A 13,810-nucleotide genomic window follows, 5' to 3' on the forward strand; every position below is an offset into this window, starting at 1 on the left:
AAGCCCTGCGAAATAAACAGCGTTTTCTTGCTCACAGATTATTAACTTTATGGGTTAATTACAAACCTGACTCAAACAGGTTCCTGAATAAAAAACTATAAATAAAGGCTTAACGTTAAAAGCCAAGAGCTCACTTACCATGTCATTAAGTCCTCGTTTCATTGCCATTATCCTGGCCTTTCTTATTTCGCTCATTTCAACTACTTTTTTAGCTTTTGTAGATGGCGTAACAACAGGGATGTTATTCGTATCTGCTCTTTCTGCCTTTATATCCTCATTTTTTCTGGTTTATTACACGGTAGATATTCTTGTTTTCAGGGAAGTGAATAAAATGTACCGGACTATTCACAAGCTTAAAATGAAGGATTTCAATATAACTCCACGTAAAAAGCTCATTCTGGAATCCAATCCCTTAAAGACTATCAATGACGAGATATTTGTCTACGTCACTAAAAAACAAAAGGAAATAGATGAGCTGAAAAGACTGGAATTGTTCCGTCGTGAATTTTTAGCCGATGTGTCGCACGAATTTAAAACCCCTATTTTTGCAGCTCAGGGTTTTATCCACACGTTACTGGACGGAGCCATGGATGATGAAAACGTACGTGAGCGGTTCCTGAGAAAAGCTGCCAGAAACCTGGATAGCCTGGATGTATTGGTAAAAGACCTGCTGGTTCTGTCGCAAATGGAAACGGGCGATATAAAAATGAATATTGCTCCTGTCGATATTCGGCTGCTCACGCTGAATATATTCGGGAGACTGGAAAATATTGCTTCTGACAGGAATATCACATTAAAAGTGAAACCGGACGATTTGGCGGAAGTGTGGGTAAAAGCCGATGCAGACCGGATTGAACAGGTATTGCTAAACCTGATAGAAAATGCCATTAAGTACGGAAATGAAGATGGTAAAGTAATTGTGCACTTCAACGAAGGTAAAAAATATGTCGAAATTGCAATCCGGGACAATGGGCCTGGTATTGCGCAGGAACATTTGAACCGTATTTTTGAAAGATTTTACCGGGTGGACAAAAGCAGGTCGAAAGAACGGGGCGGAACAGGGCTGGGACTTGCCATTGTCAAACACATTATTAATGCGCATGACACAAAAATAGCAGTGATGTCTAAGCCCGAAAAAGGAACGACATTCTCTTTTAAACTTGAAAAGGCTTTTACAGAAAAAGTAAGCGAAGGCATTCAGGAACAACATTTTCCGGAACACAATTTATAACTCTTAATTTTTAACTCTTAATTCAATACACATGTTCGTACACAACGTATTTTTTTGGCTGAAAGAAAAAGACAACGAAGAGGCACAAAAAGCACTTCTTGCAGGAATAAAAACGCTTGAAGCAATTGAATCCATCGAATCAGTTTATATCGGTACACCGGCTTCTACACGCAGGCCGGTTATTGATGCAACATATGATTTTGCCGAAATTTTAATTTTTGCTGATGAAGCTGCACATGATGTGTACCAGGTTCATCCATTGCACACAAAGTTCGTTGCAGACTGTGCACATCTTTGGAGTAAGGTTGTGATATATGATGTGGAAGCTTAAGACTATTTGTGAGTTATTAACAAGTTATCCACATTATCCACAATTGCGTTGTTGATAACTTGTTAATAGTTACAGATATTCCGTATTTCCAGCACCTTAGCTTACTTTTACGTATTTTGAAATCTGTGGATAACTCGGTTTGTCGATATGTGCATAAACATTCGTTAACAATATAACCGGCACTATTCTTTCCACTGGTTCGTTTAAATAATATCAAAAACGAACAAGTGCCATGAGAAAAAGCAGAATAGGAACAGCAATAATCGGAGTACTGATATTAACATTAACCATCTCTTCCTGTGCATACAGATCATATGGCCCGGGTTATGATTACGGATACAGGCCGGGCTATGGATATCATTACGGGCCACCGCCACGAGTTATAGTAAGGCCAACTCCGCCACGTCAGATATACAGGAACTACGGCAGGTCAAGACATTACAACGAACGCAGAAGCAACAGAAATTTTACCGCCAAAGCCACAGGCAATATGGCCATAACGGTCGCAGTAACAGAGGCAGATAAGTAGAGTCATATTTTTAATACGGCTGAAAGATGAAATAAACTTGATTTTTCAGCCGTATTTTTTTAATAAAATATTTGAATTTTTTACGTCAGCTATCGTTTTTCTCCCTAATCTTTGTAATATTAATTTTAGACCTATTTGTTTGTAAAATCATCTGTCCAAAATCACTCCGCCCGAAATGCTGGCTTTCTCCATCATAGTATATTTACTATCAAATTTGGGAATAGGCCTTTGGGCATCACGCAGAATATCCACGACCGCAGATTTTGTATTGGCAGGAAGACGGCTCCCGCTTATACTCGCTGCATCAGCAACATTTGCAACCTGGTTTGGTTCCGAAACCATCATGGGTTCTCCCTCTGAATTTCTCGAACATGGCTTGTTAGGAGTGATTGAAGATCCGTTCGGGGCATCGCTTTGTCTGTTTCTGATCGGAGTGTTTTTTGCCCGGCGATTTTATAAAATGAACATTATCACTTTTTGTGATTTTTTCAGGATACGTTACGGGCGAACCTCAGAGCTTTTGTCAGCAAGTTTACTTATTCCTTCCTATTTTAGCTGGATTGCGGCACAATTGCTTGCAATGGGTATCGTGCTGAAGGTGGTGTTAGGCTGGGAGTTAACAGAATGTATTTTATTAAGTTCTGTTGTTGTGGTTTTTTATACGATCTGGGGAGGAATGTGGTCTATTTCAATTACTGATTTTCTTCAGACTATTATGATTATTCTCGGCCTGCTGATTGTCGCAATTGTTTTATACATAAAAGTAGGAGGTTTTACTCCCTTAATTAAAGCAGCACCCAAAGACTTCTTCCGGTTTTATCCCAAACTATCATTCAAGAACTATGTGGAATATTTTGCTGCCTGGATTACAATTGGCCTGGGATCAATTCCGCAACAGGATGTATTTCAAAGGGTCATGTCAGCCAAATCCGCAGATGTTTCGGTAAAAGCAACGTTACTTTCTTCTGTTATGTATTTTACCATTGCACTGCTGCCCCTGTTTATCGGGCTTTGCGGACATCATTTATATCCAGCGCAAATTGGTGGAGACAAACAAATGATCATTCCGAATATGGTATTGATGCACATGGGTTTACCTCTTCAAATTATCTTTTTTGGTGCTTTGGTTTCTGCGATATTAAGTACAACCAGTAGTGCAATTATGGCACCCGCGGCCGTATTTGGCGAGAATGTGATCAAATTTTTTCGCCCGGAACTTACCGACAAACAGCTGCTGCGGATTATCCGGATCAGTATTATCGGGATTACCGTTATCTGTATTTTTATGGCATCACGAAGCGAAAGTATTTTTGACCTTGTTGCCGAATCCTCTGCATTCAGCCTGGTTTCTCTGTTTGTTCCGCTTGCAGCAGGTTTGTATTTAAAAAGGGCCAATCAGACCGGATGTATTCTTGCCATGATTGCCGGGTTGGTTGTATGGCTATTATGTGTTTATTACAAGACCGAATATCCGCCGCTGGTTTATGGGCTAGTTGCTAGTATTGGAGGGATGTATGTGGGTATACTTTCATTTTTTAGATTTCGACAATTATAAAAGTTTAAGATTAATAACAAGAGATCCACAGTTGATATGACTGATCAAAACGAATGAGTCATTAATATTAATTTGATTTATAACGTACATAATCCGTTAAAAGCATTAATAATAATAATAAATAGCCTAAACCTGCCAGAAACCAGCTTCCATATGCAAAAAGGGTCAATCCGATGGCTTTAAACATATTAGGAGTCATATTTTCTTTTATATTGTACTTTTCAGCAAACATATAAAAAAACAATCCTGAAGAAGTTGAAATTAAAATGGCCTTAATCCATTTTGCAACATAAGAATCAGTTTGATCTTTATTACCATACTCCCATAAATACCACATGATCAAACTTAAAATCAAAAAAATAGATATTATAAACAATGAAAATCTAGTTGAATGCCCCATATGGATGTAATTAATTGAGTTTCATTAGACTTAAAAAATCAGCATAAGTAACTAATATCAATTAAGCACAATTTCACACATCATTTTTTAATTAAAAATGAGTTATTAATAGTCATTTGTAACTGCCCATACGTACATAATGAAACTCCATTTTCTCTCATTTACCTTTTTTTTCTCTTCCAAGTACATTCAGAATTCCAGATTCCAATGCATAAATCAATCGCAACGATTGGTCTTTTACTCCAAATACAGCTTTATTATCTTTAAGACTGATTCTCATAACATCCAAATTTTCCATATTCAAAAGCCCTTTCCCCTTAACCTTTTCGCCCTTAACCTTTTCCATTCTTCCTTTCACCCCTGAACTTCCTCTTTCCGATCCCAGCCTTCCAGAGCACGCAGATTTACCGCATCCCTGTCGGCCTGCATAATCAGTTCAAGTTCCTCAATGTGTTCACGGGCAGCATTGACATATTCCTCATCATTCCTGATTTTTGAAAGATGTTTCAGCGTTCTTTCATCATGTATAAAAAAAGTTTTGGCCGAACGCGTTGCCTCATGTGCACGATGTCCTAAAAGTTTTAGCGCATCAATGCCTACACGCAAACTGGTATCAAATGTTTCGCGGTAAATATGCATCATACCTGCGTTCATCAGGTCATAGGCATCATTCCGGTTGGTAGAACGAACCAGAATATACAGGTTTGGAAAATGTTTCTTAATCGTTTCGATCATTTCCAGCCTTTTTTCTTCGTCGCTGATAGCAATAATGATAATCTGGGCTTTATTTGCTCCTGCAATTTCCAGCAATTCATAACGGGTTGCATCTCCATAATACACCTTTAAACCCATGCGGCGCAGAAAATCAACATTATCACTGTCATTGTCCAATACGGTAGCTGTTACATTATTAGCCCTTAAAAACCTGCCGATCGTATTTCCAAAATGCCCGTAACCCGCAATGATCACCGGATTGTCCTCATCTTCCACATCACTTACCTTCTGCACTTCTGTTACCTCCCCCATTGCACACAAACGTGGCAAAATCAGTTTTTCGTTCAGCATCATAACCAGTGGGGTAAAAGCCATGCTAATTGCAACAACAGCCATCATCGTATCTGTTATTTCTTTGCTTAAAACTCCCTGCTGTGCAGAAAAGCTTAATAAAACGAAGGCAAACTCACCAATCTGGCTTAATCCGAAACTAAAAATAAAATTCTGTGCATTACGGACTTTAAAAATTCTGCCCAATGCAAAAAGAACAACCGTTTTAAATAACATCAATCCTCCTACCAATCCCAGGATGGTCAGTGGCTTGGCTATAATTAGCTGAAAATCAATAGATGTACCAACCGATATAAAGAAAAGCCCAAGCAGCAAACCTTTGAACGGATCAATTGAACTTTCCAGCTCGTGCCGGTACTCGCTATTTGCTAGCACTACCCCTGCCACAAATGCTCCCAAGGCAGGGCTTAATCCAACGGAGGTCATCAATACCGCAATGCCAACCACCAGCAAAAGAGCAGTTGCAGTAAACATTTCACGCATTCCCGTTTTAGCCATGAGCTGAAACACAGGCCGCAGCAGATATTTGCCCGTAACAATTACAGCTGCGACAGAACTCAGTACAAAAATTGCCTGTAACCATGCAGGAAATCCGCTTACCAAAGTTTCATGATCGGCTCCGTGCGATTCGCCGGCGGGAAGATGGTCAGCCAATAACGGGAACAATGCAAGCATGGGAATAATGGCAAGATCCTGAAACAGGAGAACAGCAAAAGAACTTTGTCCGGCAACTGTTTTCAGCCATCCTTTTTCTGAAAGGGTCTGCATTACGATAGCAGTGGAAGACATAGCCACGATCATTCCCAATGCAATGGCTTCTTTCCATCCAATCCCGAAAAGCATGGCAAAACCTGCAACAATAATACTTGTGAGCCCTACCTGCAAACCACCCAGTCCGGCAATGTCTTTACGCATCCGCCATAAACGCGAAGGTTCCAGTTCCAGGCCAATCACAAAGAGCATCATAACAACCCCAAATTCCGCAAAATGCATAATATCCTGCCCTTCGGTTCCTATGAACTTCAGACATGCCGGACCGATCAGAATACCAGCCACGAGATAACCTAAAACTGAACCCAGCCCCAACCGTTTGGCAACCGGCACCATAATAACAGCCGCCGCCAGATAAATCATGGCTTGAAAAAAGAATGTCTGCTGCATGTAAAATTTTAAAGAGTGAGAATTAGTCGTTCATTATCAATGCAATATCTCAACTGTTGGTACAAGTTCATTCAGGTATTCAACATGCTGGTATTGCTCCGGATTTATTTCATTATTGACCAAAGCAGAAAGTATGTGCGCATACTGTTCGCCATAACTTTTCAAATGATCATTATTCATTGTGTAAGTATCGTGTACGACAAAAGGAGGCAGATATTCCATGTTACACAAATGTGCGGTCTGATTGAAAGGCAGCAAAAACTGGCTGACCGGGAACCGATTGTACCCGGTTTCTTTGTAAGCTTCTTTTCTACCGCCGCATGAAATGGCATTAAAAATCTTTTTCCCGGCTAATGCATGTCCATCAGGACCATACGCCCAGTTATATTCAAGCACCAGATCCTGCCATTGTTTAATAATTGGCGGGCTGCTGTACCAATAGAAAGGATGCTGAAATATGATCACATCATGCTGTAAGAGTAATTTTTGCTCTCTTTCCACATCAATATACAAATCCGGATAGTATTCGTACAGATCATTAAATGTTACGCCTTTTACCTTCCGGCCGTAGGTTTCAAGGGTTTTGTGAATATTGGATCTGCTTAATGTAGGATGCGCAAATTGTATAAGGACTTTGGACATAACCAAAAATTTGATCGGGCTGATTTACTGATTCATGTAAATATAACAAAAAACGCTGACAGGTTTTTGAACAAAAACGTTCATTTGCTGTCAGCGCGGGTATTGTATGGTAAATAATACAACTATATATAACTGCTATTTCTATAACTTAATCACCCTCTTTTTTTCATGGCTTTTAATCGCTGCTTCCAAAACTTTCATTGTATTTACACCATCTGAGGCGGTAACAGGCTCAGGTTTATTATTTACTATGGACTGATAAATACACTCAAAATATTCCAGATAACTTCCTTTTTCCGTTTTATAATTCTCTCTGACAACGACTCCGTCCCTTATCGTATGCAGAATCCCTTCCTTTTCTTCCGGCTCTGTACACCAATCTTCTGCATTCGGTTTTTCACCAGCTACCAGCTTATCTTCCTGTAAATCGCCCCGGCTTTTCAGAAACGAACCTTTCAGGCCATGCAGAATATAGGCAGGAGCAGCTTCCCTGGCAATAAAACCACCTTTCAGTCTTACACGCAGTTCATCGTAAAAAAGAAGCATTTCAAAATAATCATTCACCAAAGAACCTGGCCGAACAATACGTAAATCCGCAAAAACGGCATCCGGCATTCCAAAAAGATACAGCGCCTGGTCTGTAATATGCGATCCTCTGTCTTTCAGCAAACCTGATCCGGGGGATGGGGTTTCCAGATGCGCTTTTTCGTTCAGTTCCGGGCTGTGCTGTTCGTAGGAGAAAGTTACTTCTATCAAATTACCCAACAGGCCTTCCTTTACAACTTTTTTTACGGTCAAGAAATCGCTGTCCCATCTTCGGTTTTGAAAAACTGAAAGCTTTAAACCTTTCTCATGGGCCAATGCATTTAACTCCTGAGCTTCCGCAAGTGTTGTGGTGAAAGCTTTTTCAACTATTGCATGTTTTCCGGCAAGCAAAACCTTTTTGGCATATTCGAAATGCGTATCAATTGGCGTGTTCACAATTACCAGTTCTACTTGCTCGTCTTCAAGTATAGATTCCAGTGAAGGATAACTTTTCAATTCGGGGAAATCCTGCTGAATCAGTTTTTTACTCCTTTCCCAGGATCCGGTCATTTCAAAGCCGGGATGCAGGTCAAGGAACGGGGCATGAAAGATCTTTCCCGACATTCCATATGACAGCAATGCTGTTTTAATTATTCTTGTTTCCGAAGACATAATAACGTTCTTATTTCATCACATAATTGATTTTGCTACTCCGCCATCCACTTTCAATGCAGAGCCATTGGTACCGGATGACAAAGGACTTGCAATATACGTCACCAGATTTGCAATTTCCTCAACAGAAGCAAAACGCTGAAGCAATGATGTTGGCCGGGCAGTTTTGAAAAAATCCTTCTCTGCTTCTTCGGGTGTAACATTTGCCGCAGCGGCCATTTGTTTTACAAATTCCCCCACACCTTCCGATTTGGTTGGGCCGGGTAATACTGCATTTACGGTAACATTGGTTCCTTTTGTGAGCTCTGACAAACCGCGGCTGATTGAGAGCTGTGCCGTTTTGGTTGTACCGTAATGGATCATCTCCTCCGGAATGTTTACAGCCGATTCACTTGAAATAAATATGATCCTGCCCCAGTCTTTCGCGAGCATTTTGGGAAACAAGTATCTTGACAATCTTACGCCGCTCAATACATTGACCTCAAAAAATTTGAACCAGTCTTCATCTGTAATATCGACAAACGGTTTTGGCTCAAAAATACCGGCATTATTGATCAGAATATCGACTTCCGGCAAACCTTCAAGTAGTGCATTTACTTCATCAGCTTTGGAAAAATCAGCAGCTGCACCGGATACATTTGCATCCGGAATCAATTGCTTTAATTTATCGATTGCTTCATTAATCCTGGCTTCTGTTCGCCCGTTAATGATAACCGTTGCACCTTCTTCAAGTAATTTCCGGGCAATGGCAAATCCTATTCCCTGTGTTGAGCCGCTTATAAAGGCAGTTTTTCCTTTGAGTTGTAAGTCCATATTTATTTAAAAGTTTCACCCTTTCTTTAACTATTTTTTATAATCTATTTTAATATCATCAACAAAGCTCTTTTGCGAAACCATCTTTTCAACGTCTTCCGCTTTCCTTGGTGCTAAAGATGAAAGTATTTCGCATCTTTCTTTTCCAATCAGTACATCATCTTCAATTCTCACCGCAATTCCCCACCATTTTTTATCACATTTACTGCCTTCCGGAATATAAATCCCTGGTTCAACCGTAATGATCATATTTTCTTTCAACTTATCATACTCACCCTTATCATGAACATCCAGCCCAAGAAAATGGGAACATCCATGCGGATAATATAAGGTATTCTCAGTTTCATTATTCAGGATACCCAACCTTACCAAACCTTTGGTTACTACATCTCTGGCCGTTTTTTCAATCTGTTCAAATGTAGTTTCTGATTTACAAATTTTAAATACTGCTTCCTGTGCTTCGTATACAATATCGTAGATCTGCTTTTGCTCTGCCGTAAATTTCCCGTTTGCCGGAAAAGTACGCGTAACATCAGCAGAATAGCCATGATATTCCGCTCCTACGTCCATAAGCACCATACGGTTACCAACATTTGTAACATTGTTTTCGATATAATGCAGTACACATCCATTATTTCCTGCGCCTGCAATAGACGGATAACCAACATATTCCGCACCCAGTTTTTTATGAATAAATTCCTGTATACCCTGCAATTCCAATTCTGACATATCGGGCTTAATGGCTTTCATAGCTTCATTATGTGCAAGTGCCGAAATGTCGATGGCTTTTCGCATCAGCAATAGTTCTTCGGCCGTTTTGATCTGCCTCAACTGATTGGTATAGGAAGTATATAAGGCTGAATTCCATTTTAACCCATTTATTTCTTTAAACAGCGAACTTAATTCCGTAGAATCTTTCACGTTTATAAACCTGTTGGCAAATTCGTTGCGTTTGTAGCGTTCATTCGCTGCAACTATTCCTTTGTAATACTTTGTAATCCGGGGCAAATAGGCTGCCGTTAAGAGCATAGGGTTCAGAGATGTTGATGCTATTTCACCAACAACTTCTGCATCAAAACCTTCCGGCATAGCAGCTTTTTTCCGAAAACTTTCAACAAGGTCGTACACATCGTCGGACTGGGAAAGTTTGTCGGAAAGGTCCTGTGGAAATTCGAATATCACTTTTTCAAATCCGGAGAGATCCAGTGGAAATTTTTTGAAATCACTCGCATTATATACGTTTGAAAATCCTAGCTCCTTTACTCCTTCCACACCCAGCCGTCTGCCAGTCCATTGTTCTCTTTGCGCATCTTTTTTCTGCACAAAAAACAACTCGGTATAGGAATTGTTTGCTGAATCCTTCTGTGGCTCTTTGAATATCAGCAATACAGCATTCGGTTCAGTATAACCGCTCAGATAATACAGGTCAGGATTTGGATGGTATTTATAATCCACATCGTTGGAGAAATTGCGTGCAGGGAAAGCAAAAACAGCCATTACTGAATTGGCCGGAAGCAATTGCCGCAGCGCTTCTCTCCGGCCTTTGTGAAAATCATTTTTCAAATAATCTGTTGGTAATGAAAACTGTGCAAAACTGACAGTCAGTGAAATACCTGAAAATAATAGTGTAAGAATTTTTCTCATTTGATCAGTCTTTACAAATATGGATGGCAATTAAATTATTTTTCACGAATGCAGATAATCCGAAAAGTACCTACTTTAAGCCTCAAAAGAAAGAACTTCGTGCCAAACGGCAATATCTGAATATTGGTAACTATTTTTTTGTAAAAAGCTTTCCAATTGAAAACGTTTCAGGTAGTCGACAACCTTGTGACTGCCAATTATTAAGCGGTTTGCCTGATTGTGAATATATTGTTTATTTCACGATGCCGCATTGTTAAACATTGATATCCAACACTAGCACTATGGCAAACATCAAATCATTACGGGAAATCGATTTTCCGAGCCTCATACGTTCAGAATACTTTCCTTCGCCGCTGGCCTGGGAAGACCAGGTCTTGTATTTTCTGCTACTGGACCGCTTCTCAGACGGGAATGAAAAAGGTTTTAGAGATAATAATGGAAATATTGTAACCACAGGCACTACACCGGCGTTTCAGCTTTCTGATTTTGAGAATGCCATTGTAACCGAAGAAGATGCCGCAGAATGGAGAGAAGCAGGCCAAAAATTTGTTGGAGGTACATTAAAAGGCTTAAAAAGTAAAATCGGATATCTGAAACGATTGGGAATTTCGGCAATCTGGATCAGCCCGGTTTTCAAGCAGGTTCCGTTCCTGGAATCTTATCACGGTTATGGAATTCAGGATTTCCTGGACATTGAACCCCGTTTCGGAACAACGCAGGATCTGATTGATGTAGTGCAGACGGCACATGAAAACGGGATTTTTGTCATACTGGATATCATTCTTAATCATTCCGGTGATGTATTTGCTTATCAGAATGATGAAGAACCCGTTTATGACAACAGCAAAACGTTTCCTGTTAAAGGATTCCGAGATGCCCTGGGTGAGGCTAATCTTCCATTTGCTGCTATTGATGATGCACTTTTTCCGGACGCCGGTATCTGGCCAAAAGAACTCCAGTCATCCAATTCTTTTACCAAAAAAGGTGAAATAAGAAACTGGGACAGCCATCCCGAATTTTTGGAAGGCGACTTTTTTTCACTCAAAGATATTAATCACGGAAATGGCAATGTAGATAGTTTTCAACCTTCCCAGGCATTAATTGATATTACAGAAGCTTATAAATACTGGATTGCCGCAACGGACATTGATGGTTTCAGGATTGATACAGTCAAACACATGGAACTGGGTGCAACCCGTTATTTTTCATCGGTGATCAGGGAATTTACTATGTCTATCGGCAAAGAAAATTTTTACCTGATCGGTGAAATTACAGGCGGAAGGCAAAGAGCTTTTGAAACGCTGGAAATTACGGGATTAAATGCTGCTTTGGGGATTGATGACATACCCGATAAACTGGAATACGCAGTTAAAGGTTTCCGCAGCCCATCCGAATATTTCAGTTTGTTCAGAAATTCAGAACTTGTTCAAAAGGAATCACATATCTGGTTCAGGAATAAAGTCGTAACCTTGTTTGATGATCATGATCAGGTCAGGAAAGGTGACCAGAAAGCGCGTTTTTGTGCCGAAGCATCAGGTATTGAATTGCTTATTGCTGTGATGGGCCTTAACCTTACTTCATTGGGTATTCCATGTCTATATTACGGAACAGAGCAGGCATTTGACGGAGAAGGCGGCAACGACCGTTATATCCGGGAATCAATGTTTGGAGGAAGTTTTGGCGCTTTCAGAACAAAAAACGTACATTTCTTTAAAGAAGATAATCTATGGTATCCTGAAATTGCCAAGATTCTAAAAGTAAGAAAACAGCATCTTCCATTGCGAAGAGGCAGGCAATACCTGCGTCAGATTTCCATTAATGGTACTGATTTCAGCTTTCCGGTTTTTTCAGGAAATCATTTAAATTCTATTATTGCGTGGTCGAGGATTTTAGATAAAAAAGAAGTTCTATGTGCTATTAATACAGACACAGAAAATGAAACAATTGCTTATGTAACGATAGATCACGGCTTACACGCGATTGATTCCAAATTAAAATGTTTGTATGCGTCAGGAACAAGTCCGAATGAACTGGGTGTGGAACTCAGGAATGGAAAAGCGATAAGGGTAACGATCCCACCTTCGGGTTTTGTAATTTATGGGTAAAATAGGCAGGAATTATAATTAACCCCGGGTACAAACCCGGGGCAATTGGGTATCTTAGTAAGTAAGCTTATAAACTTTGCCTAATGCGGAAGAAACCATGAAATATGTCTTGTCACCAGTCCTTTCGATATCAGTTGGCATCATGATGTTTTCAAGTAATGCTATTCCGTTTCCATCAGAAACCTTTCCGGTATTTGGTGCAAATCCGGTAGCCGGTGAAAACTGAGCGAATTGGATAACCAACGGACTGTTCGAAGGAGTAAGAGTGATATCTGTCAGCATTGTATATCCGCTTTTGTATAATGAAGGAGTTCCAGCCGCATTTAGCTGATATATAGCTGCGTTACCCTCCACAAAAGGAAATCCTGACAAAGCACTGACCAGGAATTTTGTGCCGTCGTAAGTAATTCCGGTTGGTACAAAATCAACCATTGGCGGGCCAACGCCAGTTGAATTCGGGAACTGCGGAAATTCTGAAAATACACTCAAATCTCCATTGGCTTTTCTGCGTATGATGGCATTGGCAGCAGCATCTGTAAAGAATAAATCACCGTCAATTCCCCAGGTCAGATTATATAAATGTGATTCGCCGGTGTCAATAATAAAATCGTGATCAAGAACGAACTGTCCTATATTTTCACTGCTTAGTGTACTAGCCTGAATCGGTGCATCTCCCGGCTCAAAACCTGAAACATCAACGATATACAGGAAACCGCCCCGTCCTTGTACAATATATAATTTTCCATCTTTATATTTTAAATGTGTTAGTCCGTCAGGGAGGCCCTCTTCTTCACTTATTTCTGACGTAAAACCAACAATAGCCGGATAAACAGCTCCGTCCGGAGTGATAAGTGAAACCTGTCCGTCGTTTTCGCCGGTACCTACCTCCGTTACCCACAAATTATCGCCTTCGCCTTTTGTTACACCAAACGGTGTGACGAGGTCGCCGACAAATTCTTCGGAAGTTAGTATATCCGGTTCGGGAATATCATGATCTGTACATCCGGCCGTAAATAATAAAAAGAAAAAAGCAATCTTTAAAAGATGTAAAGTTTTCATAAAATACTGGTTATGGGTTTGATTTACTGTATTTTACGCGATATTAAGAAACTTATAGATTATCTGTTTATTTTAAGC

At 40.1% G+C, this 13,810-nt stretch carries 13 protein-coding genes; 5 read left to right on the forward strand and 8 right to left on the reverse strand.

The genetic code is table 11. From position 1 onward, the window contains the following. Positions 1–139 precede the first annotated feature (139 nt). The 4 genes from KZC02_RS13470 (at position 140) to KZC02_RS13485 (ending at position 3,646) form a co-directional block, all read left to right on the forward strand. Complete coding sequence (locus KZC02_RS13470) at positions 140–1,231, forward strand: cell wall metabolism sensor histidine kinase WalK (protein WP_221394562.1); 1,092 nt, start codon at positions 140–142, stop codon at positions 1,229–1,231. A gap of 31 nt (positions 1,232–1,262) precedes the next feature. Then, a complete protein-coding gene (locus tag KZC02_RS13475) occupies positions 1,263–1,562 on the forward strand; it encodes a Dabb family protein (protein ID WP_221394563.1) in 300 nt (99 codons plus the stop codon). 232 nt (positions 1,563–1,794) lie between these two features. Continuing rightward, positions 1,795–2,091 (forward strand): hypothetical protein, encoded by a 297-nt coding sequence (locus KZC02_RS13480; protein WP_221394564.1) that lies wholly within the window; start codon positions 1,795–1,797, stop codon positions 2,089–2,091. Positions 2,092–2,266: 175 nt separating this feature from the next. After that, positions 2,267–3,646 carry a sodium:solute symporter family protein gene (locus KZC02_RS13485; RefSeq protein ID WP_221394565.1) on the forward strand — a complete coding sequence of 460 codons (1,380 nt, stop codon included), beginning with the start codon at positions 2,267–2,269 and terminating at the stop codon, positions 3,644–3,646. A gap of 67 nt (positions 3,647–3,713) precedes the next feature. Here the strand turns inward: KZC02_RS13485 and KZC02_RS13490 are convergent, their stop codons facing one another. The 7 genes from KZC02_RS13490 to KZC02_RS13520 all read right to left on the reverse strand — a co-directional run bounded on the left by KZC02_RS13490 (position 3,714) and on the right by KZC02_RS13520 (position 10,568). After that, positions 3,714–4,046, reverse strand: coding sequence for a hypothetical protein (locus tag KZC02_RS13490; RefSeq protein ID WP_221394566.1), 333 nt, complete (start codon positions 4,044–4,046; stop codon positions 3,714–3,716). Between the two features lie 157 nt (positions 4,047–4,203). Then, a complete protein-coding gene (locus KZC02_RS13495; protein ID WP_221394567.1) occupies positions 4,204–4,392 on the reverse strand; it encodes a hypothetical protein in 189 nt (62 codons plus the stop codon). 8 nt (positions 4,393–4,400) lie between these two features. After that, the gene (locus KZC02_RS13500; RefSeq protein WP_221394568.1) at positions 4,401–6,272 is read right to left on the reverse strand and encodes a monovalent cation:proton antiporter-2 (CPA2) family protein; all 1,872 of its coding nucleotides are present in this window, start codon (positions 6,270–6,272) and stop codon (positions 4,401–4,403) included. A 36-nt stretch (positions 6,273–6,308) separates the two neighbouring features. Further along, positions 6,309–6,914, reverse strand: a complete 606-nt coding sequence (locus KZC02_RS13505; protein ID WP_221394569.1) for an NAD(P)H-dependent oxidoreductase — start codon at positions 6,912–6,914, stop codon at positions 6,309–6,311. A 141-nt stretch (positions 6,915–7,055) separates the two neighbouring features. Then, positions 7,056–8,111, reverse strand: a complete 1,056-nt coding sequence (locus tag KZC02_RS13510; protein ID WP_221394570.1) for a Gfo/Idh/MocA family oxidoreductase — start codon at positions 8,109–8,111, stop codon at positions 7,056–7,058. A gap of 18 nt (positions 8,112–8,129) precedes the next feature. Next, entirely contained in the window at positions 8,130–8,924 is a 795-nt protein-coding gene (locus KZC02_RS13515; protein ID WP_221394571.1) for an SDR family NAD(P)-dependent oxidoreductase, read from the reverse strand. Between the two features lie 30 nt (positions 8,925–8,954). Further along, positions 8,955–10,568 carry an aminopeptidase P family protein gene (locus KZC02_RS13520; RefSeq protein WP_221394572.1) on the reverse strand — a complete coding sequence of 538 codons (1,614 nt, stop codon included), beginning with the start codon at positions 10,566–10,568 and terminating at the stop codon, positions 8,955–8,957. A 281-nt stretch (positions 10,569–10,849) separates the two neighbouring features. Between KZC02_RS13520 and KZC02_RS13525 the strand changes: the two genes are divergently transcribed. Further along, complete coding sequence (locus KZC02_RS13525) at positions 10,850–12,673, forward strand: alpha-amylase family glycosyl hydrolase (protein WP_221394573.1); 1,824 nt, start codon at positions 10,850–10,852, stop codon at positions 12,671–12,673. 54 nt (positions 12,674–12,727) lie between these two features. Here KZC02_RS13525 and KZC02_RS13530 read toward each other — a convergent pair whose 3' ends face one another. Further along, positions 12,728–13,732: a ScyD/ScyE family protein gene (locus tag KZC02_RS13530; protein WP_221394574.1), complete on the reverse strand. Its 1,005-nt coding sequence runs from the start codon at positions 13,730–13,732 to the stop codon at positions 12,728–12,730. Positions 13,733–13,810 lie beyond the last annotated feature (78 nt).

It is taken from the genome of Dyadobacter sp. NIV53 (assembly GCF_019711195.1).
GTDB lineage: Bacteria > Bacteroidota > Bacteroidia > Cytophagales > Spirosomataceae > Dyadobacter.

Bases quoted from the DNA above. Each gene is read 5' to 3' on its own strand.
- KZC02_RS13490 (WP_221394566.1), bottom strand. From the start codon at position 4,046: ATGGGGCATTCAACTAGATTTTCATTGTTTATAATATCTATTTTTTTG.
- KZC02_RS13505 (WP_221394569.1), bottom strand. From the start codon at position 6,914: ATGTCCAAAGTCCTTATACAATTTGCGCATCCTACATTAAGCAGATCC.
- KZC02_RS13495 (WP_221394567.1), bottom strand. From the start codon at position 4,392: ATGGAAAAGGTTAAGGGCGAAAAGGTTAAGGGGAAAGGGCTTTTGAAT.
- KZC02_RS13475 (WP_221394563.1), top strand. From the start codon at position 1,263: ATGTTCGTACACAACGTATTTTTTTGGCTGAAAGAAAAAGACAACGAA.
- KZC02_RS13485 (WP_221394565.1), top strand. From the start codon at position 2,267: ATGCTGGCTTTCTCCATCATAGTATATTTACTATCAAATTTGGGAATA.
- KZC02_RS13525 (WP_221394573.1), top strand. From the start codon at position 10,850: ATGGCAAACATCAAATCATTACGGGAAATCGATTTTCCGAGCCTCATA.
- KZC02_RS13500 (WP_221394568.1), bottom strand. From the start codon at position 6,272: ATGCAGCAGACATTCTTTTTTCAAGCCATGATTTATCTGGCGGCGGCT.
- KZC02_RS13480 (WP_221394564.1), top strand. From the start codon at position 1,795: ATGAGAAAAAGCAGAATAGGAACAGCAATAATCGGAGTACTGATATTA.
- KZC02_RS13470 (WP_221394562.1), top strand. From the start codon at position 140: ATGTCATTAAGTCCTCGTTTCATTGCCATTATCCTGGCCTTTCTTATT.
- KZC02_RS13510 (WP_221394570.1), bottom strand. From the start codon at position 8,111: ATGTCTTCGGAAACAAGAATAATTAAAACAGCATTGCTGTCATATGGA.
- KZC02_RS13515 (WP_221394571.1), bottom strand. From the start codon at position 8,924: ATGGACTTACAACTCAAAGGAAAAACTGCCTTTATAAGCGGCTCAACA.
- KZC02_RS13530 (WP_221394574.1), bottom strand. From the start codon at position 13,732: ATGAAAACTTTACATCTTTTAAAGATTGCTTTTTTCTTTTTATTATTT.
- KZC02_RS13520 (WP_221394572.1), bottom strand. From the start codon at position 10,568: ATGAGAAAAATTCTTACACTATTATTTTCAGGTATTTCACTGACTGTC.